Source organism: Nonomuraea sp. N2-4H (assembly GCF_045291505.1).
Lineage (GTDB): Bacteria > Actinomycetota > Actinomycetes > Streptosporangiales > Streptosporangiaceae > Nonomuraea > Nonomuraea fastidiosa.
This window is the reverse complement of sequence record NZ_CP147987.1, coordinates 4,648,695-4,672,343: the sequence shown is the minus strand read 5'-3', so window position 1 is coordinate 4,672,343 and position 23,649 is coordinate 4,648,695. Positions and strand designations below refer to the sequence as shown.

23 protein-coding genes and 1 pseudogene are annotated in these 23,649 nt (G+C 71.9%); 16 read left to right on the top strand and 8 right to left on the bottom strand.

The window, feature by feature from the left end; all coding sequences use genetic code 11:
• Positions 1-190: 190 nt before the first annotated feature.
• The gene (locus tag WBK31_RS21560; RefSeq protein ID WP_364054538.1) at positions 191-991 is read left to right on the top strand and encodes an alpha/beta hydrolase; all 801 of its coding nucleotides are present in this window, start codon (positions 191-193) and stop codon (positions 989-991) included.
• Between the two features lie 95 nt (positions 992-1,086).
• Here WBK31_RS21560 and WBK31_RS21555 read toward each other — a convergent pair whose 3' ends face one another.
• The 3 genes from WBK31_RS21555 to WBK31_RS21545 form a co-directional block, all read right to left on the bottom strand.
• The gene (locus WBK31_RS21555) at positions 1,087-1,692 is read right to left on the bottom strand and encodes a DUF4126 domain-containing protein (RefSeq protein WP_364054535.1); all 606 of its coding nucleotides are present in this window, start codon (positions 1,690-1,692) and stop codon (positions 1,087-1,089) included.
• A 211-nt stretch (positions 1,693-1,903) separates the two neighbouring features.
• Positions 1,904-3,031, bottom strand: coding sequence for a nitronate monooxygenase family protein (locus WBK31_RS21550; RefSeq protein WP_364054532.1), 1,128 nt, complete (start codon positions 3,029-3,031; stop codon positions 1,904-1,906).
• 163 nt (positions 3,032-3,194) lie between these two features.
• Positions 3,195-3,638, bottom strand: a complete 444-nt coding sequence (locus WBK31_RS21545) for an acyltransferase (protein ID WP_378787852.1) — start codon at positions 3,636-3,638, stop codon at positions 3,195-3,197.
• A 313-nt stretch (positions 3,639-3,951) separates the two neighbouring features.
• On the opposite strand from WBK31_RS21545, the gene WBK31_RS21540 reads away from it, so the two are divergent.
• The 9 genes from WBK31_RS21540 to WBK31_RS21500 all read left to right on the top strand — a co-directional run bounded on the left by WBK31_RS21540 (position 3,952) and on the right by WBK31_RS21500 (position 13,949).
• Positions 3,952-5,619 (top strand): CTP synthase, encoded by a 1,668-nt coding sequence (locus WBK31_RS21540; protein WP_364054526.1) that lies wholly within the window; start codon positions 3,952-3,954, stop codon positions 5,617-5,619.
• Complete coding sequence (locus tag WBK31_RS21535) at positions 5,616-6,248, top strand: NUDIX domain-containing protein (RefSeq protein WP_378787854.1); 633 nt, start codon at positions 5,616-5,618, stop codon at positions 6,246-6,248. The genes WBK31_RS21540 and WBK31_RS21535 overlap by 4 nt, the downstream gene beginning before the upstream one ends.
• 15 nt (positions 6,249-6,263) lie before the next feature.
• A complete protein-coding gene (locus WBK31_RS21530; protein WP_378787856.1) occupies positions 6,264-7,169 on the top strand; it encodes a site-specific tyrosine recombinase XerD in 906 nt (301 codons plus the stop codon).
• A gap of 117 nt (positions 7,170-7,286) precedes the next feature.
• The gene (locus WBK31_RS21525; protein ID WP_364054517.1) at positions 7,287-8,228 is read left to right on the top strand and encodes a ParA family protein; all 942 of its coding nucleotides are present in this window, start codon (positions 7,287-7,289) and stop codon (positions 8,226-8,228) included.
• Complete coding sequence (locus WBK31_RS21520; protein ID WP_364054514.1) at positions 8,225-9,043, top strand: segregation/condensation protein A; 819 nt, start codon at positions 8,225-8,227, stop codon at positions 9,041-9,043. The genes WBK31_RS21525 and WBK31_RS21520 overlap by 4 nt, the downstream gene beginning before the upstream one ends.
• A gap of 1,099 nt (positions 9,044-10,142) precedes the next feature.
• Positions 10,143-10,676: an SMC-Scp complex subunit ScpB gene (gene scpB, locus WBK31_RS21515; protein WP_378790218.1), complete on the top strand. Its 534-nt coding sequence runs from the start codon at positions 10,143-10,145 to the stop codon at positions 10,674-10,676.
• On the top strand, positions 10,673-12,304 hold the full coding sequence (locus tag WBK31_RS21510) for a pseudouridine synthase (RefSeq protein WP_406673035.1): 1,632 nt from the start codon (positions 10,673-10,675) through the stop codon (positions 12,302-12,304). The genes scpB and WBK31_RS21510 overlap by 4 nt, the downstream gene beginning before the upstream one ends.
• Positions 12,305-12,374: 70 nt before the next feature.
• Positions 12,375-12,734 (top strand): chorismate mutase, encoded by a 360-nt coding sequence (gene aroH / locus WBK31_RS21505; protein ID WP_364054508.1) that lies wholly within the window; start codon positions 12,375-12,377, stop codon positions 12,732-12,734.
• A 126-nt stretch (positions 12,735-12,860) separates the two neighbouring features.
• Positions 12,861-13,949, top strand: coding sequence for a prephenate dehydrogenase (locus WBK31_RS21500; RefSeq protein ID WP_406673034.1), 1,089 nt, complete (start codon positions 12,861-12,863; stop codon positions 13,947-13,949).
• A gap of 303 nt (positions 13,950-14,252) precedes the next feature.
• Here WBK31_RS21500 and WBK31_RS21495 read toward each other — a convergent pair whose 3' ends face one another.
• Positions 14,253-14,447: a DUF2795 domain-containing protein gene (locus WBK31_RS21495; RefSeq protein WP_364054502.1), complete on the bottom strand. Its 195-nt coding sequence runs from the start codon at positions 14,445-14,447 to the stop codon at positions 14,253-14,255.
• 166 nt (positions 14,448-14,613) lie between these two features.
• Between WBK31_RS21495 and WBK31_RS21490 the strand changes: the two are divergent.
• The 6 genes and pseudogenes from WBK31_RS21490 to aspS form a co-directional block, all read left to right on the top strand.
• Positions 14,614-14,778: pseudogene (locus WBK31_RS21490) on the top strand (TetR family transcriptional regulator); the annotation flags it as partial.
• Positions 14,779-15,044: 266 nt separating this feature from the next.
• Positions 15,045-15,260 (top strand): hypothetical protein, encoded by a 216-nt coding sequence (locus WBK31_RS21485; protein WP_406673033.1) that lies wholly within the window; start codon positions 15,045-15,047, stop codon positions 15,258-15,260.
• 21 nt (positions 15,261-15,281) lie between these two features.
• Complete coding sequence (locus WBK31_RS21480) at positions 15,282-16,655, top strand: carotenoid oxygenase family protein (RefSeq protein ID WP_364054496.1); 1,374 nt, start codon at positions 15,282-15,284, stop codon at positions 16,653-16,655.
• 53 nt (positions 16,656-16,708) lie between these two features.
• A complete protein-coding gene (cmk, locus tag WBK31_RS21475) occupies positions 16,709-17,365 on the top strand; it encodes a (d)CMP kinase (protein ID WP_364054493.1) in 657 nt (218 codons plus the stop codon).
• A gap of 39 nt (positions 17,366-17,404) precedes the next feature.
• A complete protein-coding gene (der, locus tag WBK31_RS21470) occupies positions 17,405-18,793 on the top strand; it encodes a ribosome biogenesis GTPase Der (RefSeq protein ID WP_364054490.1) in 1,389 nt (462 codons plus the stop codon).
• Positions 18,794-19,061: 268 nt separating this feature from the next.
• Positions 19,062-20,390, top strand: coding sequence for an aspartate--tRNA(Asn) ligase (aspS, locus tag WBK31_RS21465; protein ID WP_364054487.1), 1,329 nt, complete (start codon positions 19,062-19,064; stop codon positions 20,388-20,390).
• A gap of 102 nt (positions 20,391-20,492) precedes the next feature.
• Here the strand turns inward: aspS and WBK31_RS21460 are convergent, their stop codons facing one another.
• Genes WBK31_RS21460 through WBK31_RS21445 form a run of 4 tightly spaced genes read right to left on the bottom strand, consistent with a single transcriptional unit; the run spans position 20,493 to position 23,634 of the window.
• Positions 20,493-21,365, bottom strand: coding sequence for a hypothetical protein (locus WBK31_RS21460; protein ID WP_406673032.1), 873 nt, complete (start codon positions 21,363-21,365; stop codon positions 20,493-20,495).
• The gene (locus WBK31_RS21455) at positions 21,317-22,408 is read right to left on the bottom strand and encodes an MFS transporter (protein ID WP_406673031.1); all 1,092 of its coding nucleotides are present in this window, start codon (positions 22,406-22,408) and stop codon (positions 21,317-21,319) included. Before WBK31_RS21455 ends, WBK31_RS21460 begins: the two co-directional genes overlap by 49 nt.
• A 60-nt stretch (positions 22,409-22,468) precedes the next feature.
• On the bottom strand, positions 22,469-23,116 hold the full coding sequence (locus tag WBK31_RS21450; protein WP_406673030.1) for an LppX_LprAFG lipoprotein: 648 nt from the start codon (positions 23,114-23,116) through the stop codon (positions 22,469-22,471).
• A gap of 59 nt (positions 23,117-23,175) precedes the next feature.
• Positions 23,176-23,634, bottom strand: coding sequence for a MarR family winged helix-turn-helix transcriptional regulator (locus tag WBK31_RS21445; protein WP_378787869.1), 459 nt, complete (start codon positions 23,632-23,634; stop codon positions 23,176-23,178).
• Between the last annotated feature and the right edge of the window lie 15 nt (positions 23,635-23,649).

The window sequence follows — 23,649 nt, the reverse complement described above, 5'->3', positions numbered from 1 at the left end:
GTTGGCGCTGCTGCTTTGAAGGATAGTGCGCGCGGGCGGTTCAGGGGCGGGGCGCGTGACGGCGTACCCGAGCAAGCTCTTGATCGGGCCCGGACGCTGTGCTGACATGGCGGCAGGGATCACGCTCGCGAAGGGCGGGCCGGCATGGGCGGCGGGCGAGACGCCGCTGCTGCGGAGGGTCGGAGGCTAGGTGCCGTACGCGCAGGTCGAGCCGGGCGTCCGGCTCTTCTACACCGACGACGGCGAGGCGGGCGGCGAGCCGCCGCTGCTGCTCGTGCACGGCTGGGGCGCCGACTCCCACCAGTGGTCGTGGCACATCGACGCGCTGTCCGCCGGGCACCGCGTCATCGCGGTGGATCTGCGCGGCCACGGCTACTCGTCGGTCCCCGAGACCGGGAACACGCCGCGTGCGATGGCCGAGGACCTTGAGGTCATGCTCGGCCGCCTCGGCATCCCGCAGGTGGTGGCGGTCGGCCACTCCATGGGGGCGCAGGTGGTCTCGATCCTGGCCGTCGAGCATCCCCAGCGCGTACGGGCACTCGTCGCCCTCGACCCCGGCTACGGCATGAGCGCCGAGATCGCCGCCGGCTTCCCCGGGATGATCGCGGCCCTGCGCGGCGAGCGCCCGCACGAGGCCGCCGAGCGCATCGACGAGTGGTGCACGAACGCCGGCACCCCCGCCCTCATCCGGCGCTGGCACAAGCGCCGCCTGTACGGCATGCCGCCGCACGTGCTGGCGCAGGCGTTCGAGGCCATGTTCGTCAGCGGGGACGCGATCGGGGTGCGCCCGGCCAGCGACGACTATCTCGCACGCAGGCGCTGCCCGGTGCTGTCGATCTGGGCGGACCCCGGGCGCGCGCAGTGGGAGAGCGGGCTGCTCAAGGACCCGGCCTCGGCGGTGCTGTGCTGGGAGGGCGCGAGCCACCGGCTGCACGAGGAGCGGCCCGAGGCGTTCGTGCACGCGGTGGAGGGCTGGCTGCGCCGCCTCTGACCGCCCACGCGCCGGGCCGGGCGGGGTGGAGAGCCGCGGCCGGGCGGGGTGGAGAGCCGCGGCCGGGCGGGGTGGAGAGCCGCGGCCGGGCGGGGTCACAGGGGCGGGCCGGTACGCGCCTCCCTCTTGCGGGCGCGCGCCCGCCGTACCCGCCGGATCAGCAGGAAGGCGAGCACGGCGAGCACCAGCAGCGCGACCAGCACCAGCACGGGCGCGAACACCGCGACCAGGCTCATCCCGATGGAGCCCGCGTCCTCGGCGGTGCTCAGCACCGGCGCGCCGAACCCGGCCGTGCCCGCGTTGACCACCGGACGGACGAGCGCCTTGACCGCGTGTACGGCCAGCGCCGCCACGATGCCGATCAGCCACCCGGCCCAGGGGTGCTCGCTCATCCAGGCCGAGCGTTCGAACTCGGCGGCGGCGTTGGTGGCGGAGAAGACCACGCCGCCGGACGCAGGGCGGATCACGGTCTGGATGGTGTCGTTGACGCTGTCGATCGCGGGCACCTTGTCCAGCACCAGCTCGGCGATCAGCAGCACGGCGATGATCGCGAGCACGCCCCAGTTCGACAGCCAGGAGTAGCCGTCCGGCAGGCGTACGGCGTCGGTGAAGTTGGCGAGCACACCCACGATGAGGAGGGGGATGTAGGCGTTGAGGCCGGCCGCCGTGGACAGCCCCAAACCGGTCAGAGCGGCGAGCATCCCCCTAGTCTGCCCTGGCGGCCTCGTCCATGAGGTCCCGAAGACCGGGGTCGGTGACTTCGGTCAGCGCCCGGTCGAGCGGCCGGGCGCGGGCGATCTTGTGGCGCAGGCGTCGTTGTCGCACGGGACGGTGCCCTCGTCCCTGACGGCCAGGCACGCCCTGATGCGGTCCGCGACGGGGATGGAGCCGAGGTGGCGGGGCGGCAGCCGGTCACTCCGCTGTGAGCCTGCCCAGGCGCTCGACCGCCTCGCCGAACTCGCTGATCATGTCGTACACCACGTCCCTGGCCGGGCGTACCTGGTCGAGCTGGCCGACGACCTGCCCGACGAAGTAGTTGACCAGCTCGATCGCGCCGGGCTCGCCCTTCTCCGCCGCCGCGCCGATCCGCGCCATCGCGCCCTCGGCGAGCAGCAGCTGCAGCGGCATGCCCAGCGGTCCCGGGCTCTCCTCGGCGCCGTCCCACTCCTCGGTCCAGGCGGACTTGAGCTGGCGGGCGGGCTTTCCCGTACGGGAGCGCGAGCGCACGGTGTCCAGCGACGAGGCCGCGAGCAGCTTCCGCTTGACCGCGGGCGACGTCTCGGCCTCCTCGGTCGTCAGCCAGACCGAGCCGCACCACACGCCCTCCGCGCCGAGCGCCATGGCCGCCGCCATCTGCCGCCCGGACGCGATGCCGCCCGCGGCCAGCACGGGAACGGGCGCGACCGCGTCCACGACCTGCGGCACCAGCACCATCGTGGAGACGTCGCCGGTGTGGCCGCCCGCCTCCGTGCCCTGCGCCACGATGATGTCGGCCCCGGCGGCGATCTGCCTGCGCGCGTGCTCGACGGTGCCCACCAGGGCCGCCACCGGCACGCCCGCCTCCCTGGCTCTGGTCACCATCTCGGGCGGCGGCGGCCCCAGGGCGCTGGCGATGAGGCCGATGCGGTGCTTGAGCGCCACGTCGATCAGTCCCGTCGCGCCGGCCGCGGTCACCCGCCTGCCCATCTCGTCGGCGGTCGCGCCCATCGGCCTGACGGGCGTGCTGACGCCGTACTTGGTCATCAAGTGCGTGATGAAGTCGCGGTGCCGGTCGGGCACGGCGTCCATGAGGTGCGCGCGCCGGTCGTGGGCCGAGGCGTCGATCGTGCCGGGGACGAGCACGTCCACCCCGTACGGCCGGCCGCCCACCTGCTCGTCCAGCCACGTCAGCTCGGTGTCGAGCTGCTCGGGAGAGTACGCGACCGCGCCCAGCACCCCGAACCCGCCCGCGTTCGTGACGGCCGCCACCACGTCACGGCAGTGGCTGAAGGCGAACAACGGGAACTCGATCCCTAAACGCTCACATATCGCGGTCCGCATGCACCGACGCTAACCGTCAGAAGCTTGTTCGGTCCATCCCCGGAACCGCCGTCGCGTGCGGGGGTGGGGTGCGGTGGGCAGGGGGTTCGGCGTGCGGGACCGCGAGTGACGGGCGCGACGGCGGACCGGGCCTCAGCGCGTAGGGCCGGAATCGCTGCGGTGCTCAGCGCATGGTGGCGTCCTGCGTGACGGGCGTGTGCCAGCCCAGCTCGGGCGAATAGCCGCGGACCCGCCTGGCCGGCACCCCGGCGACCACGCTGTGATCGGGGAACTCACCGCGCACCACCGCGCCGCCCGCGACCACGCACTGGCGGCCCAGCGTGGTGCCGGGCAGGATGATCGCGCCCGCGCCCAGCCAGGAGCCCGAGCCGATCGAGACCGGGCTGTTGCGCGGCCACTGCCGCCCGATCGGCACGTCGGGGTCGTCGTAGACGTGGTTCTGGTCGGTGATGTAGACGTACGGGCCGGTGAAGACGTGGTCGCCGATGTCGATGGACTGGTGCGCGACGATGTGCGAGCCCCGGCCGATCGAGCAGCCGCCGCCGATGCGCAGGATGGAGTCGGGGCCGAGGTCGTGACCGGGCACCATGCCGCACGACAGCGACACCCGCTCACCGACGAGCGTGTGATCGCCGATCTCGATCCACTCCTCGCCGAAGATCGCGCCAGGGGGAAGGCGATGCTGACGCCGTCACCGATACGCCGGAATCGGTAGCCCGATGGCGTGGACGGGGTGATCGCTCCGGCATGGCGGATCGCCGCGTACGTACGGTGAATCAACGCCCCCAAAGCCCGCCGAACGAGTGACATAGGGACCAAAGTTACCGCTAGGTCAAGCCGTTCGGGCATGTGAAGGGCGTTGTTTGATATCCTGAGAGCCCGTGGACATTCCGACCACACCTCGAGCCACGGGAGCCCCTTTGCGCAGCGCATCGCAAACCAAGCATCTGTTCGTCACCGGCGGTGTCGCCTCCAGTCTCGGCAAGGGGCTCACGGCATCCAGCCTCGGTCGCCTTCTCAAGGGGCGCGGTCTCAGGGTCACCATGCAGAAGCTCGACCCTTATCTCAACGTCGACCCCGGGACCATGAACCCGTTCCAGCACGGTGAGGTGTTCGTCACCGAGGACGGCGCGGAGACCGACCTCGACATCGGTCACTACGAGCGCTTCCTCGACACCGATCTCCACGGCTCGGCCAACGTCACCACCGGCCAGGTCTACTCCAACGTGATCGCCAAGGAGCGGCGGGGCGAATACCTGGGCGACACCGTGCAGGTCATCCCCCACATCACCAACGAGATCAAGGACCGCATCCGGGGCATGGCCGGTCCTGACGTGGACGTGGTCATCACCGAGGTGGGCGGCACGGTCGGCGACATCGAGTCCCAGCCGTTCCTCGAGGCCGTGCGCCAGATCCGGCACGAGGTGGGCCGCGACAACGTGTTCTTCCTGCACGTGTCGCTGCTGCCGTACATCGGGCCGTCGGGCGAGCTCAAGACCAAGCCGACCCAGCACAGCGTGGCAGCGCTGCGCAGCATCGGCATCCAGCCCGACGCGATCGTGCTGCGCTCCGACCGTCCGGTGCAGACCGCGATCAAGCGCAAGATCAGCCTGATGTGCGACGTCGACGAGGACGCGGTCGTCTCCGCCGTCGACGCGGCCTCCATCTACGACATCCCGAAGGTGCTCCACGCCGAGGGCCTCGACGCGTACGTCGTGCGCCGGCTCGGCCTGCCCTTCCGCGACGTCGACTGGACGGAGTGGGAGCAGCTCCTGCGCCGGGTGCACCGCCCGGCCAAGGAGGTCACGATCGCGCTGGTCGGCAAGTACATCGACCTGCCGGACGCGTACCTGTCGGTCACCGAGGCGCTGCGCGCCGGCGGCTTCGCCAACGACGCCCGCGTCAACATCCGCTGGGTCAAGAGCGACGACTGCGAGACCCCCGAGGGCGCAGAGCGCGAGCTCGACGGCGTCGACGGCGTGCTGATCCCCGGAGGCTTCGGCGTGCGCGGCATCGAGGGCAAGATCGGCGCCATCCGCCACGCCCGCGAGAACAAGATCCCGCTGCTCGGCATCTGCCTCGGCATGCAGGGCATGGTCATCGAGGCCGCGCGCAACCTGGCCGGGCTCGAGAACGCCAACTCCTCCGAGTTCGACCCCGACACCAAGCACCCGGTCATCTCCACCATGGCCGACCAGGAAGACGTCATCGCCGGCGAGCGCGACATGGGCGGCACCATGCGGCTCGGCAGCTACACCGCCAAGCTCGGCGAGGGCACGCTGGCCCGGGAGCTGTACGGCGGCAAGGCCAAGGCCGACGAGCGCCACCGCCACCGCTACGAGGTCAACAACGCCTACCGCGAGCGGCTCGAGCAGGTCGGCCTGGTCTTCTCCGGCCTGTCGCCCGACGGCCGGCTGGTCGAGTACACCGAGCTGCCCACCGACGTCCACCCGTTCTTCATCGGCACCCAGGCGCACCCCGAGTTCAAGTCGCGGCCGACCCGGGCCAACCCGATGTTCAAGGGCCTGATCGCCGCCGCGCTCGTCTACGCCGACAGCCGCGTCGGCAGCGCCAAGGTGCACCCGTGAGCGGGCGCCCCGACGGCCCGCTGATCGCCGACACGCCCGAGTCGTGGGACGTCGTCGAAACGCGTCATCGCTTCAAGGGCCACATCATCGACGTCGTCACCGACACCGTCAGGATGCCCCGCGACGAGGTCGCCGAGCGCGACTACGTCGTCCACCCGGGTGCCGTGGCCGCGCTCGCACTCGACGAGCACGACCGCGTCCTGCTCATCAGGCAGTACCGCCACCCCACCCGCCACCTGATGTGGGAGCTGCCCGCGGGGATCCGCGACGTGGAGGGCGAGCCGCTGGTCGAGACCGCCGCGCGCGAGCTCGCCGAGGAGGCCGGCGACCGCGCCGAGACCTGGCACACCCTGGCCGACCTGCGCTCGTCGCCCGGCATGACCGACGAGCGGGTCAGGGTGTTCCTGGCGCGCGGCCTGACCAAGATCCCTGACGAGGAGAACGACTTCGTCCAGCGGCACGAGGAGATCGGCATGCCGGTCGAATGGGTGCCGCTGGCCGACGCGGTCGAGAAGGTCCTCCAGGGAATGATCCACAATTCCACGGCCGTGGCCGGTATCCTCGCCGCGTACGCGGCTTCGGCTGAGGGGTTCGCCCGGTTGCGCCCCGCCGACGCCCCGGAGGCGTGACGGAAGGACCTGTTCGTGGAGGCGGTGCTCTCCAGCTACCTCGCCCATCTCGCGGTAGAACGTGGTCTGGCTGCCAACACGCTCGCGTCCTACCGCCGTGACCTGCAACGCTACGTCGAGCATCTCCGGGCGCGCGGCCGCCTGGCGCTCGACGAGGTGGGGGAGGCCGACGTCCAGGCCTTCCTCGCCGCGCTGCGCGAGGGCGACGGCGAGCATCCCGCCCTCGTGGCCAGCTCCGCCGCCCGCGCCGTCTCCGCCGTGCGCGGGCTGCACCGCTTCGCCCTGCGCGAAGGCGTCACGGCGCACGACCCCGCCCATGAGGTGCGCCCGCCGCGCCGGCTGCGCCGCCTGCCCAAGGCGATCGGCGTGGACGAGGTCGAGCGGCTCATCGCCGCCTCAGGCCCCGACGGGGCCCCTCTGACGCTGCGCAACCGCGCCCTGCTCGAAGTGCTCTACGGCACCGGCGCGCGCATCTCCGAGGCCGTCGGGCTGGCCGTGGACGACCTCGAGGACGACCAGGTGCGCCTGCACGGCAAGGGCGGCCGCACGCGGATCGTGCCGCTCGGCCGCTACGCGCGCGCCGCGCTGGACGCGTACCTGGTGCGGGCCAGGCCCGGGCTGCTCGCCCACGGGCGCGGCACCTCCGCCGTCTTCCTCAACGCCCGCGGCGGCCGTCTGACCCGGCAGGGCGCCTGGGAGGTGCTGCAGGCCGCCGCCGAACGAGCCGGACTCGACGGGATAAGTCCCCACGTACTCCGGCATTCCTTTGCAACTCACCTTTTGGACGGCGGGGCGGACGTTAGGGTTGTGCAGGAGCTGCTCGGCCACGCCTCGGTGACGACCACCCAGGTCTACACCCTGGTCACGGTCGACAAGCTCCGCGAGGTCTACGCCGCCGCGCATCCGCGTGCCCGGCAGTGATCTATAGTCTTTTGGGACGTGCGCCGCCCACGGCGTGCCGCCTTGCCGCGTTAAGTGGCGACGCCATAGTGTCCGTCCGGACGGTCCGGTTCGGGATCGTCAGGGAGGTTCGAGCTGGTGACTGTGACGACCAACGGTTCGACCCCGGGGACCCCCGACAACCCCTGGGGCGACACCAAGACCAACGCGCCCTCCAACGGCGTCAATTTGGGCCCGACGCAGCGGCCCAGACCCGTGTTCCCCGAGCCGGTGCCTCCCACGGTGCACGGCCCGGCGCGCGTGGTTGCGATGGTCAACCAGAAGGGCGGCGTGGGCAAGACCACCACGACCATCAACCTCGGCGCCGCGCTCGTCGAATACGGCCTCAAGGTCCTGCTGGTCGACTTCGACCCGCAGGGCGCGCTCTCCGTCGGGCTCGGCATCAATCCGCTGCAGCTCGACCTCACGGTCTACAACCTGCTCATGGAGCGCGGGGTCACCGCGGAAGACGTCCTGCTGCAGACCGGCGTCGAGGGCCTCGACCTGCTGCCGAGCAACATCGACCTGTCCGCGGCCGAGGTGCAGCTCGTCACCGAGGTCGCCCGCGAGCAGGTGCTGAGCCGGGTCATCAAGCCGCTGCTGCCCCACTACGACGTCTGCCTCATCGACTGCCAGCCGTCGCTCGGCCTGCTCACCATCAACGCCCTCACCGCCGCCCACGGCGTCATGGTGCCGCTGGAGTGCGAGTTCTTCGCGCTGCGCGGTGTCGCCCTGCTCATGGACACCATCTCCAAGGTGCAGGAGCGGCTCAACGAGGGCCTGGAGCTCGAGGGCCTGCTCGCCACCATGTACGACGCCCGTACCCTGCACGGCCGCGAGGTGCTGGCCCGCGTCGTGGAGGCGTTCGGCGACAAGGTGTTCCACACCGTGATCAACCGTACGGTGCGCTTCCCCGACGCCACCGTGGCAGGCGAGCCGATCACGACGTTCGACCCGTCCTCGCTCGGCGCAAACGCCTACCGTGAGCTGGCCCGAGAGGTGCTCTCGCGCTGGCGCGCGCCTGCCACAATGGCCAGGTGACCGAAGAGCAGACCGAGCCCCAAGGCTTCCAGGTCCACCTGGACGTCTTCGAAGGACCCTTCGACCTGCTCCTCGGCCTCATCGCCAAGCACAAGCTCGACATCACCGAGGTCTCGCTCTCCAAGGTCACCGACGAGTTCATCGCCTACATCCGCTCGCGTGGGCCGGAGTGGGACCTCGACCAGACCAGCCACTTCCTGCTGGTCGCGGCGACCCTCCTCGACCTCAAGGCGGCCAGGCTGCTGCCGTCCGGCGAGGTCGAGGACGAAGAGGACCTGGCGCTGCTGGAGGCCAGAGACCTGCTGTTCGCGCGGCTCCTGCAGTACAAGGCGTACAAGGAAGTCGCGAAGATCTTCGCCGCGCGGATGGCCGAGGAGTCCCTGCGCTACCCGCGTACGGTGCCGATGGAGCCGCAGTTCGCCAACCTGCTGCCCGAGCTGGTGCTCGGCATCGGGCCCGAGCAGCTCGCGAAGATCGCGGCCAAGGCGTTCACCCCCAAGCTGCCGCCCACCGTGAGCACCGGCCACATCTACCAGCCGCTCGCCAGCGTCAAGGAGCAGGCCGCCATCCTGGTGAGCCACCTGCGCCGGCTGCGGCGGGCCACCTTCCGCGCGCTGACCGCCGACTGCCAGGGCACGTTCGAGGTCATCGCGCGCTTCCTCGCCGTGCTCGAGCTGTTCCGCGAGTCGGCGGTGACGTTCGAGCAGGTCGAGCCGCTCGGCGAGCTGCACGTGACCTGGACGGGCACCGACGACGGCGAGGTCGCGGTGGGGGACGACTACGAGGAATCGGCGGAGAAAGCGACCCATGACTGACGACAACCGGCTGCCCGGCCCGCGCCGCTCGCCCGACTCCGAGCCGCCGCTGCCCGCCTGGATGACCCTCCCGGGCTCCCTGGCCCAGCCGGGCGCCCCCCGCCTCGAGGACCCCGACCTCCTCCCGCCCATCACGGGTGCGGAGAACACGGCGTCGGCGGGCCCGGATCCCGCCGTCGCGGAGACCGACGAGACGGAGGCACGCGAGGCGGGCGCGCGCGAGACTGACACGCGGCAGACCGCCGACACGGACGCCCGCGACGCGGGGTCTGGCGGCGTGGACGCGCGCGGCGAGGCCGCCGACACGGGCACCCGCGCGGCGGGTGCCGCCGTGGCGGAGGATGCGCCGCGACCCGCTGAGGACACGCAAGGGGCCGAGCCGCCCGCGCCTGGCCTGGGCGCGTCGCGGCAGGGCGCGCATGAGGCCGCAGGAAGCGCCGACGTCGGGGGCCGGGAGGCCGCAGGAAGTGCCGTCCTCGGAGGCCGGGAGGCGCTGGGCGACGCCGTGAAGGCGCCCGAGGAGCCGACGGTCCCTGCGACGCCGGAGCCTGCAACAACGGCGTCAGCACCTGCCACGGCGGCTGGATCACCTGCCACGGGGGCTGGATCGCCCGCTAGCGGGGCCGGATCGTCCGCCCCGGTGGCTGGATTGTCCACCGAAGCGCCGGAGGGCTCCGCTGACGGAGGGCTCGGCACCGACGCAACGGCGGTCGGGGGTGACGGCGAGGTTCGTGCCGCAGCGTCGGCGGTTTCCGGAAGCGGCGAGCTTTCCGGCGCGGCGCCGGAGGCTTCGGGCGGCGGCACGGTCGGTGCCGCGCTGCTGGCGGGCTCCGGCGACGAGCCCTTTGGCGCGGTGGCGCTGCCCTCCGGTGACGGTGAGCCTTCCGGCGCGGTGCCGGTGCCTTCGGCCGCCGGTGAGGCCTTCCTTGAGACGAGTGCCAGGGGTGAGGCTGATGGGGCCGCCACCAGCGCTTCGGGCTCCGAGCGGCGGAATGGGGCCCGGGGAGACGGCGCTTCGGCGGCGGCAGGCGCGGGAGAAGGCGACGCTGAGGGGCGTGAGGACGAGGGCGTCGGCGGGGGCTCTGAGGAGGGGCCGTCGTTGGAGGCGGCGCTTGAGGCTATCCTGATGGTGGTCGACGAGCCGGTCGCCGAAGTGACGCTGGCTCAAGTGCTGGAGCGGCCGACGCACGAGGTGGCCGCTGCGTTGCGCGCGCTCGCGGCGGAATACACCGCCGCAGGGCGGGGTTTTGATTTGCGAGAAGTCGCGGGCGGCTGGCGTTTCTACACGCGCGCCGAGTGCGCGCCTATGGTCGAGCGGTTCGTACGCGACGGCCAGCAGACGCGGCTCACCCAGGCCGCTCTGGAGACACTCGCGGTCGTTGCCTACCGGCAACCGGTGAGCCGTGCCCGCGTCGCCGCGGTGCGCGGCGTCAACAGCGACGGCGTCATGCGGACGCTCGTCGCCAGGGGGCTGGTCGAGGAGGCCGGCACCGACCCGGAGAGCCAGGCAGTGCTCTACCGGACAAGCTCATACTTCCTTGAACGTCTGGGACTGCGGGACCTGAGCGAGCTCCCCGAGCTCGCGCCCTTCCTCCCCGACGACGTGGAAAATCTCGAGGAGACGACAAAGTGATCAACAGGCGTAGCACCCCGTCCGGTGATGGACGCGGTCGTGGACGTGCCGGCGGCTCCGGCCGTGGCGGGCGTCCCGCCTTCCGCTCCGGTGACACCCGCGGCGGCGGCACGCGTGGAGGGGATTCCCGCGGTGCCCGCGGCGGCCGGGGCGACTTCCGTGACGACGACTTCCGCGGCCAGGACGACTTCCGTGGCCGTCCGTCGCGCGACTCCCTGCGCGCCGACCGTAGCGGCACCCGCGCCCGGTACGGCCGCAGCGACAGGACCGACAGGTTCGACAGGTTCGACAGGTTCGACAGGTTCGACACGGGCGAGCGTTACGAGCGCGGCGAGCGGTTCCGCGACGAGGGCCGGGACGGTCACCGGTCCGGCCGGCGCGACGACCGTTATGACGACCGCTATGACGACTGGCGCGGCGACGACCGTGACGACCGCCGTGACGACCGCCGTGACGACCGGCGCGACGAGCGCGGCCCGAGCGTGTTCAGGGCCGGACGCGGCGGACGGCGCGAGGACGTCGCCCCCAAGCCCGTGACCTCCACCCGCGCCCGCTACGGCCGGCGTGACGACGATGACAGGCCGGGCCGGCGCGACTGGGCCGACCGCCCCGAGCGCGACCGCGACGAGTACGGCGGCCGCCAGGAGCGCTCCGGCAGGCGCGACCGGTCCGAGAGCGTGCGCAGCGGCCGCGGCGGCCGTCCCGCGACGCGTACCGGGCGCAGGGACACCGGGCGCAGGGACACCGGGCGCAGGGACGTCGTGCAGACCATCGGCGGCAGCAGCCGGCGCGGCGGCTCCGGCAGCCCGCAGCGCGACCGCGTCAAGGCGGCCCGCCAGCCGATCCGCGACCGCGACTTCTACCCCGAGGGCTACACCGACGAGCGCGACACCACCGAGGTCCCCGACGGCGTACGCCTGCAGAAGGTGCTCGCCCAGGCGGGCGTGGCCAGCCGCAGGGCCTGCGAGGAGATGATCGGCGAGGGCCGCGTCACCGTGGACGGCCAGGTGGTGCGCAGGTTCGGCGCCAAGGTCGACCCGGCCAAGCAGGTCATCCACGTCGACGGCAGGCGCATCCCGACCGCGCCCGACCTCGTCTACTACGCGCTGAACAAGCCCATCGGCGTCGTGTCCACCATGAACGACCCGCAGGGCCGGCCGTGCCTGGCCGACTACGTCGAGGACCTGGCGCCTCGGCTGTTCCACGTGGGGCGGCTCGACACCGAGACCGAGGGCCTGCTGCTGCTCACCAACGACGGCGAGCTGGCCAACCGGCTGACGCACCCCAGCTACGGCGTGCCGAAGAAGTACTGGGCCAAGGTGCCGGGCCCGATCCCGCGCAGCCTCGCCCGCAGGCTCAAGGAGGGCGTCGAGCTGGAGGACGGCATCGTCAGGGTCGACTCGTTCTCGGTGGTGCAGGAGCACGGCCAGCAGGCGCTGGTCGAGGTGGTGCTGCACGAGGGCCGCAAGCACGTGGTCAGGCGGCTGCTCGAAGCGGTCGGCCACCGGGTGATCGATCTGGCCAGGATCGAGTTCGGCCCGGTGAAGCTGGGCCGGACGAAGCCTGGCACGGTCAGGGCGCTGACGCTGAAGGAAGTCGGCGACCTGTACGCGGCGGTGAAGCTGTAATCTGGCCGGACGCAGGAGCCCGTGCGCGAACTCCGCACGGGCTCTACGGCTCTGGAAGGGGACGAAGCACATGGTGCGGGCGATCCGTGGTGCGATCCAGGTGGACGCCAACGACCGCGACTCCATCATTTCGGGCACGACCGAGCTGGTCAGCGTGATCATGGAGCGTAACAGCCTGACTCCGGACGACGTGATCAGCGTGCTGTTCACCGCGACGCCCGACCTGACGGCCGAGTTCCCCGCGCTCGCCGCGCGTAAGCTGGGTTTTCACGAAGTGCCGCTGATCTGCGCCACCGAGATCGACGTCCCCGGGGCGCTGCCGCGCGTGGTGCGCCTGCTCGCCCACATCGAGACCGACCGGCCGCGTTCCGAGATCCACCACGTCTATCTGCGGGGCGCGGTGGCGCTGAGGCAGGACATCGCCCAGTAGATTCGCTCCAAGCCCAGGACCACCCAGCCCAGGACCAACCAGCCCAGGACCAGGCACAGGACGCGGCAGGCAGGCCGGCCGCGCGGCACCTCTCAACCGTTCAGCCCGACCAATCAGGACATCGAGATGGATCTTCGTACCGTGCTCGTCGTCGGCACCGGTCTCATCGGCACCTCCACGGCGCTGGCGCTGCGCAAGCGGGGCGTCCGGGTGCTGCTCGCCGACCGCGACGAGGGAGCCGTACGGCTGGCACGGGAGCTCGGCGCAGGCGAGGAGTGGCGGCCGGGCACGGCCCAGGCCGAGGGTGTGGACCTCGCGGTCATCGCGGTGCCGCCCGCGGCCGTGGCGACCGAGCTGCACGAGCTGCAGCGCATCGGCGCCGCCCGCTTCTACACCGACGTGGCCAGCGTCAAGGGCGAGCCCATCCACCGGGCCAGGCAGCTCGGCTGCGACCTGGCGTCCTACGTCGCCTCGCACCCCCTCGCCGGGCGGGAGAAGTCGGGGCCCGGCGCGGCCAGGGAGGATCTGTTCCTGGGGCGTCCGTGGGCGCTGTGCCCGACCGAGGAGGCCGATCCTGAGGCGAAGGCGGCGGTGCTGCGGCTGATCGAGCTGTGCGGGGCCAACGCCGTCGAGGTGAGCGCCATCGACCATGACCGCGCGGTCGCGGTCGTCTCGCACGCACCCCACGTGGCCGCATCGGCGGTGGCGGCCCGGCTCGCCGACGCCACCGACGTCGCGCTCGGGCTGGCCGGCCAGGGCATCCGCGACGTCACGCGGATCGCGGGCAGCGACCCCGGGCTGTGGCTCGGCATCCTGTCCGGCAACGCGGGGCCGGTGGCCGAGGTGCTGGAGGCCGTGGCCAACGACCTCGTCGACGCGGCCAGCGCGCTGCGCGCCCTGGCCGAGGGCGACGGCACCGCCACCGACGAGATCACCCAGTTGCTCAAGCGGGGCGTGGCGGGGCACGACCGCATCCCCGGCAAGCACGGCGGGCCCGCCTCCGCGTACGCCGTCGTTCAGGTGGTCATCGGCGACCGTCCCGGCCAGCTCGCCCGGCTGTTCCAGGTGTGCGACGAGGTCGGGGTCAACGTCGAGGACGTCCGGCTGGAGCACGCCCCCGGCCTGCCGCTGGGCATCGCCGAGCTGTCGGTCGAGCCCGGCGCGGCCGCCACGCTCACCGAGGCGCTGCACGAGCGCGGCTGGCAGGTCCCCTGACTCCCCTGACGCACCACTGCCGACGACCGCGTCCAAGCCGCCTCTGACGCCCCGATGTCCGCGTTCAGGCGGCCCTGATGCGCGGTTGTCCGCATTCAGGCGGTTTCTGATGCGCGGTTGTCCGCGTCCAAGCGGCCCCTGGCGCGCGGTTGTCCGCGTTCAGGCGGCTTCTGACGTGCGGTTGTCCGCATCCTTGGAGGCAACGCCTGCGTGGAGCCGTCGGCGGCGACGGGCCGCACCCCGTGCCGGGACACGGATCGGGCGGAGCCCTGTGGGGCCCCGCCCGATGTCCTGCCGGGCGAATCAGCGTTTGGTGATCGCCTGGCTGACGGCGTTCGGGCCGTCGTATTCGCGGTCCGGCATGGATTCGAGTGCCTTGAGAATGTCCTTGCTCGCGTTCTGCTCGCGAGCCGCCTTGATCAGATCCTGCTTGCTGGCCGGGTAGTCGACCCCGCTCAGGTGCTTCTGCAGGTCGATCGGGTTAGGTGCGGTTGTCATACCTGCCTGATGCCCCCCAATCACGATACGTAACGACTTGCTCGCAGTGAGTTGGTAGATCCCGTTTCCACGTGTTAGGTCCGGCTCTACAGGACGCGTCCCGGGCTGAGCGCCCCGGTCTCCGGGTTGACGGGCCGGGCGGCTTCGCGTACAAAGATCGGTAACAGTGTTACCGACAAGAAACGGCGTTACCGTGAGCACCCCGTACCAGCAGGCCCAGCGCGAAGGGCAGGACGTCGTCAGGGCGACCATCCTCGAAGCGGCCAAGAACCTGCTCATCAACGAAGGGCCGGCGGCGCTGACCGTCCGGCGCATCGCGTCCGAGGTCGGCTGCTCCACGAAGGTCATCTACACGCTCTTCGGCGGCAAGGACGGCCTCAGCGAGGCCCTCTGGCTGGAGGGCTTCGCCCGGCTGGAGCGGCGGCTGCTGGACGTGCCGAGCGACGGCGGCCCGCTCGACCGGCTGATGGCCATGCTGGCCGCCTACCGCGACCACGCACTGGCCGAGCCCGACTACTACCGCGTGATGTTCCTCGGCGCCCTGCCGGGGTTCAAGGCGGGGAGGAGGCCATCCGGACGGCCAAGCGCACGTTCGGCATGCTCGTGGCGGGCGTGGCCGCATGCCTGGAGGCGGGGGAGCTGGCCGGGGCCGAGGCGCCGGAGATCGCCGACCTGCTCGGGATGGCCGTTCACGGGGCGGTCAGCCTGGAGATCTCCAGCTACTTCGAGGAGGCCGACACCTCGGCCCGCTACCGGCTGCTGTGCACCTCGGTGCTCACCCCGTTCATGACCCGGGACGGACGCCGTACCTGATCACGACAGGAGAGGGAGATCATGAGCACCACACCGTTCACCGGAGGCTTCGCCCCCGCCACCGAGGAGATCACGGCCTTCGACCTGGAGGTCACCGGCCGCATCCCGGCCGAGCTGAACGGCCGCTACTTGCGCAACGGCCCCAACCCGATCGGCCTCGACGACCCGGCCGCCGCCCACATGCTCCTGCCCGAGGGCATGGTGCACGGCATCAGGCTGCGCGACGGCCGCGCCGAGTGGTACCGCAACCGGTGGGTGCGCAGCGCCTCCGTCGCCGAGCGGCTCGGCGAGGAGCCGCGCTCCGGGCCGGTGCACGCCGGCCTGGACCTCGCGCCCAACACGTACGTGATCGGGGTGGCCGGCCGCACGTTCGCGACGCAGGAAGGGGGAGCGCGGCCGTACGAGCTGACGTACGAGCTCGACACGATCGGCCCGTGCGACTTCGGCGGGAAGCTGCCCGGCGGCTACACCGGCCACGCCCACCTCGACCCGGTCACCGGCGAGCTGCACGCGATGGCGTACTTCTTCGGCTGGGACCACCACCAGCACATCGTCATCGACGCCAAGGGCGAGGTGACGCAGGTGACGAAGATCCCGGTCCCCGACGCGCCGATGATGCACGACTTCGCGCTCACCGAGCACTACGTGGTGATCTACGACCTGCCGGTGACGTTCAGCATGGAGCAGGCCGAGAAGGGGACGACGCTGCCCGTCGCGTGGAACGAGGACCACGCGCCGCGGCTCGGCCTGCTGTCGCGGGCGACCGGCGAGGTGCGCTGGTTCGAGGTGGCGCCGTGCTGGGTGTTCCACACGCTCAACGCCTACGAGGAGGGCGATGAGGTGGTCGTGGACGCCGTGCGCTACCCCAGGCGGTTCGTGGACGGCCGATTGGATCTCGGGGGCGCGCCCACGCTCGACCGCTGGCGCATCGACCTGTGTACGGGAACGGTGACCGAGACGCGGCTCGACGACCGGCCGCAGGAGTTCCCGCGCATGGACGAGCGCCGCACCGGCCGGCCGTACCGCTACGGCTACACCGTCGCCACTTTCGACGTGGAGGAGCGCTTCTACCCTGGCGCCACCGATCTTGAGGACATGCCGGACTCGGCGTTCGACAACACTTTGATCAAGCACGACCTGACGACCGGCACGCGGGAGACGCGGCGGATGGGGCGCGACGCGTACGCGGGGGAGCCGGTCTTCGTCCCGGCGGGCGACGGCTCAGGCGCGGCCGAGGACGACGGCTACGTGCTCGCCTACGTCAACAACCCCGGCAGGGGAGCGGCCGATCTGGTGATCCTGTCCGCGCAGGACTTCACCGGCGAGCCCGTCGCCACCGTGCATCTTCCCGTACGCGTGCCGCTCGGCTTCCACGCGAGCTGGATCGCCGACTGACCCGGAGGCGGTAGCCTCTTTCCGGCAAGCCGAAACGTGAAGAGGGAGAGACCGTGGCCGGTCTGGTCGTCGCGATGGACGGCCCTTCGGGGTCGGGTAAGTCGAGCGTGTCGCGCGGGGTCGCCCGCGCGCTGGGCCTGCGTTACCTGGACACCGGGGCGATGTACCGCGCGATGACCTGGTGGATGCTGCGCGAGGGCGTCGATCTGACCGATCCCGCCGCCATCGCGGCCCGCTGCGGCGAGCCCGAGGTCGTCTCCGGCACCGACCCTGACGGCCCCACCATCCACGTCGACGGCGTCGATGTGGCGGGGCCGATCAGGGAGGCCGACGTGACCGGCGCGGTCTCGCTGGTGGCGGCGGTCCCCGAGGTACGCGCCCGCCTGGTGGCGCTCCAGCGCGAGATCGTCGGCGACGGCGACATCGTGGTGGAGGGCCGCGACATCGGCACGGTCGTCTGCCCCGACGCCGCCGTGAAGGTCTACCTGACGGCCAGCCCCGAGGCCCGCGCTCTGCGGCGCAGCGCCGAGGTGGCCGGCTCGACGGTGGAGGCGCAGCGCGAGGCCATGGCCAGGCGTGACACCCTTGACTCGACACGGAAGACAGACCCGCTCTCGATGGCGGAGGGCGCCGTCGAGCTCGACACCACCGACCTGACCTTGGACGAGGTCATCGCGGAAGTGTTGAGACTGGTCAAAGAGCGCACCTGACCCGAAGTCCGGTGCGGGACTCACAAAGGACGATGAATAGTGACAACGGGGGATTGGGTCGAGGCCGACCTCGAAGACCTTGAGATAGGCGAGCACGAGGACAGCACGCCGCTGCCCGTCGTGGCCATCGTGGGCCGGCCGAACGTCGGCAAGTCCACGCTGGTCAACCGCATCATCGGCCGCCGTGAGGCGGTCGTCGAAGACGTGCCGGGCGTCACCCGCGACCGGGTCACGTACGACGCCAACTGGCGTGGCCGCCGCTTCACCGTGGTCGACACCGGCGGCTGGGACCCCGACGCCACGGGCATGAACGCGCGCATCGCCGAGCAGGCGCAGGTGGCCGTCGAGCTGGCCGACGTGATCGTGTTCGTGGTCGACGCCACCGTGGGCGCCACCGACGCCGACGAGATCGTCGGCTCGGTGCTGCGCCAGTCGGGCAAGCCGGTCGTGCTGGCCGCCAACAAGGTCGACAACCAGCAGCTCGAGCTGGAGGCCAGCGCGCTGTGGTCGCTCGGGCTCGGCGAGCCCCACCCGGTCTCCGCGTTGCACGGGCGCTCCAGCGGCGACCTGCTCGACGTCGTGCTCGACCTGCTGCCCGAGACGCCGAAGGTCACCTTCGACGGCGAGCGCGGGCCCGCCCGCGTGGCGCTGCTCGGCAAGCCCAACGTCGGCAAGTCCTCCCTGCTCAACAAGCTGGCGGGGGAGGAGCGCGTGCTCGTCGACCCGATGGCCGGCACCACCCGCGACCCCGTCGACGAGCTGATCGAGCTGGGCGGGCGCACCTGGCGCTTCGTCGACACCGCCGGCATCCGGCGGCGCGACCGCGAGCTGCAGGGCGCCGACTTCTACGCCGCCATGCGCACCCGCGCAGCGCTCGAGCGCAGCGAGGTCGCGGTCGTGCTCATCGACGCCAGCCAGCCGCTCACCGAGCAGGACCTGCGCATCATCGGCCTGGTCATCGAGTCGGGCCGGGCCATGGTCGTCGCCTTCAACAAGTGGGACCTGCTCGACGAGGACCGCCGCTACTACCTGGAGAAGGAGATCGACCGCCAGCTCGTCCGCACCCCGTGGGCGCTGCGCGTCAACATCTCCGCCAAGACCGGCCGCCACCTCGACCGGCTCGTGCCCGCCCTGGAGAAGGCGCTCGACTCGTGGTCCACGCGGGTGCCGACGGCCCGGCTCAACGCGTTCCTGACCGACCTGGTGCGCGAGACCCCGCCGCCGGTGCGCGGCGGCAAGCAGCCGAAGATCCTCTTCGCCACCCAGGCGGCCATCGAGCCGCCCAAGTTCGTGCTGTTCACCTCCGGCTGGCTGGAGGACACCTACCGGCGCTTCATCGAACGGCGCATCCGCGAGGAGTTCGGCTTCGCCGGCTCGCCCATCGAGGTGACGATGAAAATCAGGGAGAAGCGCAAGAAGGACAAGTGATAAGGTCACCGGCAACGCGTTGACGGAGACGAGTAGCCGCGGGACCCACGGCCGCAGAGAGCCGCCGGTAGCTGCGAAGGCGGTGCCGTGACCCGCCGGTGAAGACACTCCTGAGTGCGGGGAGGAAATGCCCCGCCGGTTGACCCCCGTCATCGGGTCGTAACGAGGCCGCCCCCGTTCGCCGGGGGCGGTGAAAGTGCGGTGGCACCGGGAGCTCCCTTCTCCCCCGCACTCCCAAGGGGTCATGCAATTCTTCGCAGGAGTTGTGATGATCTCTCGTGTTCTGTCGGCGGAGCTCGCTGAGCACGCCGGGCAACGAGTGACGGTCGCCGGCTGGGTCCATCGCCGCCGGCGACTGAAGTCCGTGTCCTTCCTCGTCGTACGCGACCGCGCCGGGCTCGCCCAGGCCGTCACCGCGCACGACCCGCCTTCCGAGGTCGGCCCGTCAGGGGGCGGCCTGTCTTCCGCGAACGGCTCGGCCGAGAGCGACCTGCCTGCCGAAGAGACAGTGGTCGCGGTCACCGGCACCGTGGCCGCCAACCCGCAGGCGCCCGGCGGCCATGAGCTGGTCGAGCCCTCGATCGAGGTGCTGGCCGAGACGGGTGCGGCGCCGCCGTTCGACCTCTACCGGCCCGCGGTCAACGCGGCGCTGCCGACCGTGCTCGACCACGCGCCGGTCGCGCTGCGGCACCCGCTGCTGCGGGCGCCCCTGGAGATCGCGGCCGCGGGCGTCGCCGGGTTCCGCGAGACGCTCGACCGGCTCGGGTTCACCGAGATCCACACGCCGAAGATCGTCGGCTCGGCCACCGAGTCCGGCGCGAACGTCTTCGCCATCGACTACTTCGGCAGGCCCGCCTACCTCGCGCAGTCGCCGCAGTTCTACAAGCAGGCGATGGTCGGGGTGTTCGAGCGGGTCTACGAGGTCGGGCCCGTCTTCCGCGCCGAGCCGCACGACACCGTACGGCACCTCGCCCAGTACACCAGCCTGGACGCCGAGCTGGGCTTCATCCGCGACCACCGGGACGTGATGGCGGTGCTGCGCGAGGTGGTGGCGGGCATGCTGGAGTCCGTACGCCGCCGGGCCGGGCACGCCGTGTCACTGCTCGGCGTACGCCTGCCCGAGGTGCCCGCCGAGATCCCGGCCGTGCACTTCACCGAGGCGCAGCGGCTGACCTCGTCGCCGGAGCCCGACCTGTCGCCCGCGCAGGAACGGTGGCTGTCGGAGTGGGCCGAGCGGGAGCACGGGTCGGAGTTCCTCTTCGTCACCGGCTACCCGATGTCCAAGCGGCCCTTCTACACCCACCCCGACCCCGAGCGGCCCGGCTACACCAACGGGTTCGACCTGCTCTTCCGCGGGCTCGAACTCGTGACCGGCGGGCAGCGGCTGCACCGCTACGACGACTACGTCCGCGCGCTGGCCGACCGGGGCGAGGACACCGGCCCGTACGAGGGGTATCTCCAGGCGTTCCGGTACGGGATGCCGCCCCACGGCGGCTTCGCCCTCGGCCTCGAACGCTGGACGGCCAAGCTGACCGGCGCCGCCAACGTCCGCCAGGTCACCGCGTTCCCGCGCGACCTGCACCGCCTGACGCCCTGAACCTGCGCCGAGGGGCGGCCCTCTGCTCGGAGGGCTCGTGGGCCGCCCCTCAGCGGCGGGCCGGTAGGTCGGCGGGCACCACCGCCCGCGTGGGGCCGCCTTTCAGCGGCGGGCCGGCATGCGGGCGGCCACCACCGCCCCCAGCAGGCAGATGACCGCCGTGACCAGGAACATCTCGGTGTACTCGGTGTGCAGCGCAGCCTGCACCAGCTCTGTGTACTCGGCCAGCTGCCGGCGGTACGTCTCCGCGTCCACCCCGAACGGCAGCGGTGTGTCCAGATGCGCCGTCAGCGACTGGAACCGGTAGAAACCCCACGCCGACACGGCCGCGATGCCGATCAGCATGCCCATCATCCTCGCCACCACGACCGCCGCCGACGCCACGCCGTGCTGGTCCGCCCGGCTCACCCGCAGCACCGCCGACGACACCGGGGCGATCACCAGGCCGAGCCCCAGGCCCGCCAGGACCAGCGTGAGGTCCACCCTCAGGCCCGCCTCGGCCAGGTCGAGCGGCCAGCGGCTCATCAGCGCGTAACCGGCCGCCGCGGACACCATGCCGGCCACCGCCACCACCCGCTCGCCCAGGCGGCGGGCCAGCAGGCCGCCCAGGAACGCCGCCACCGTCAACGCCGCCAGGAACCTCGCCAGCACCAGCGACGCGCCCAGCTCGTCGGCGCCGAGCAGAGTCTGGGCGGTGATCGGCACGAACACCATCGTGACCAGCAGCGCCGCCCCCGCCAGGAAACTGACCGCCAGCGTGGCCAGCAGGGGGCCCTTGCGGGTGCCGGTCAGGTCGAGCAGGCGTACGGGGGAGCGTACCTCCCACCACACGAACCCGGCTCCCGCCACCACGCTCGCCCCGATCAGCGGCAGGCCCCACGGCGGGAGCACGGCGGCGGCCGGGTCGGGGTTGTAGAGCCCCACGATCAGCAGCGCCAGCGTGACCGCCAGCAGCGCCCCGCCGACCACGTCCACCCGCCCCGCGCCCGCTTTCGCGCCTGCGCGGGCCTCGCCCGCTTTCGGGGTCGATCCCGTGCCTGCGCTGGCCTCGTCCGCTTCAGTGGCCGTGTCGGTCTCGGGCCGGCGGCTTCTGCGTGCGTCTCTGCGGCCGCGCCGGTTCCGAGTGCGAGGGTTTCGGTGCGCGGGTCCGCCGCGTTGCTGCGCTCGCCCGCTTCCGCGAGCGTGGCGAAGCGGGCGGGTGCCGGCGGCGCGGCGGTGTCGCGCGGCTGCGAGCCCGCGCCAGGACCGGCCACCTCGCCCTCGCCGTACTTCCCGCCTCCTGCACCGGTGATGGGCTGGGCGCTCGCGGCGGGCGCGGGAGCCTGAGCGGGTTCGGTGTGCACGTCCACCGCTGAGCGCGCGGCCGCTCCGGACTTCCCGGGCGGGCTGCTCTCGCCAGAGGAGGGCGGCGGGGGCACGAGGTGGCCGGGTGGGAGGGCGCGGTGGACGGCCAGGGCGGCGAGGGCGGAGAGCGGGACGTTGATCCAGAAGATGGCGTGCCAGCCGCCCAGCTCGATCCCCGCGACCACCGTGCTCGGAACCCCGGCGAGCAGGCCGCCGTACAGGGGCCCGAGCGCGCTGCCCAGCTCCTGCGCGGCGCCGACGGCACCCAGGGCGACGGAGCGCTCGCGCTCCTCCCACAGGTCGCCGATGACCGCCATGGTGATCGGCAGCAGCGCACCGCCCGCGACCCCCTGCACGGTGCGCCCGGCCACCACTGTGATCTCCCCGCTCGCCAGCGCGGTCAGCACGGAGCCGAGCGCGAACGCGGCCAGGCAGGCGTGGATGAGCGGGCGGCGGCCGTACCGGTCGGAGAGCCGCCCGAGCAGCGGCATCGCGGCGACGTACCCCAGCAGGAAGCCCGTCACGATCGGGGTGGCGCGTTCGAGGTGGTTGAGCGGGATGCCGACGTCCTCGGCGATGCCGACCAGGACCGTCACCACCACGTACGCGTCCAGTGCGGCGAGCAGCACCACCGCGCCGCCCGCGCCGAGCACCACCCGCCGGGCGCGCCTCACTGCGCCCTCCTCATCGAGCACTTCCCGTCAAGCTCGCCTCACGTCCCGTCTGCAACGGCCTCACTGCGCGGGCGGCTTGATCGTGACCGGCGCGTCGTAGTCGCTGAACGACACCGTCACCGTGCCGCCCTCCAGCGGCAGGCTGGCCTTGGTGAGCCTGCCGCTGGCCTGGTCGATCCAGATCTTGGCGTTCACGCCCTGCGTGACGCCGGGGACGATCTGGCCGACGACGCTGCCGGGGAAGGTGGTGGCGACCCGGTAGGAGCCGTTCTCGACGGCCTCCACCTTGGGGTCGGTGCCGGAGGCGAGCAGCTGCGCGACGCCCTTGGTCGGCTCCAGGATGACCGACGGGTCGTAGATCTGGGCGAGCTGCTGCCGCGTCATCTTCTGGAAGCCGCCCGTGGCGCCCTTGAAGTGGACGGTGTCGCCGACCACGGCGAAGGTGACCTCAAGGAGGCTGCCCAGCGCCTCGAGCGTGATCGTGCCGTCGGCGTCCCCCTCCGCCGTGAGCCGCCCGTCGGCCTTCTTCAGCGGCACGTTCGGCTTGCCCTCGGTCGCGATGGAGAAGCCGGCCGACTTCACCGTCTTCATGGCGTCCACGGCCTTCTTCATCACGTCGGGCCCGGCCGGCAGCTCCGCCCCCGCGCCGCCTGACGAGCACGCCGTCGCGAGCGCGAGGACCGCCACGATCAGTAGCTTTCTCAGCATGACCGGATGCTAGCCAGCGCGGAGATCGCGCGTGGCCGCTCGCGTATATCGGTTGGGTGTCAGCGCAGCTTCTTCAGATGCTCGACGATCGGCGCGTACGCCGCCACGATCGCGTCGAGCTGGTCGTCGGTGAGGCGGTCGACGAAGTGCTCGCGCACGCCCCGCACGTGGTGCGGCGCCACCCGCTGGATCGTCTCCCAGCCCTCGTCGGTCAGCACCGCGTAGGTGCCCCTGCGGTCGTCGCGGCAGTCCTCCCTGACGACCAGGCCCTTGGCCTCCATGCGGGAGATCTGGTGCGACAGCCGGCTGCGCGACTGGATGGTGACGTCGGCCAGCTCGCTCATCCGCATGCGGCGGCCCGGGCTCTCGGAGAGGTTGACGAGGATCTCGTAGTCGTTGAGCGAGAGCGAGTGCGCGTGCAGCTCGCGGTCGAGCCGGTGCATGAGCAGCTTGTGCACCGCCAGATGCGTACGCCACGCACGTTGTTCGGCAGGCGACAGCCAGCGGGGCTCACTCACGCACTCAATCTAGCG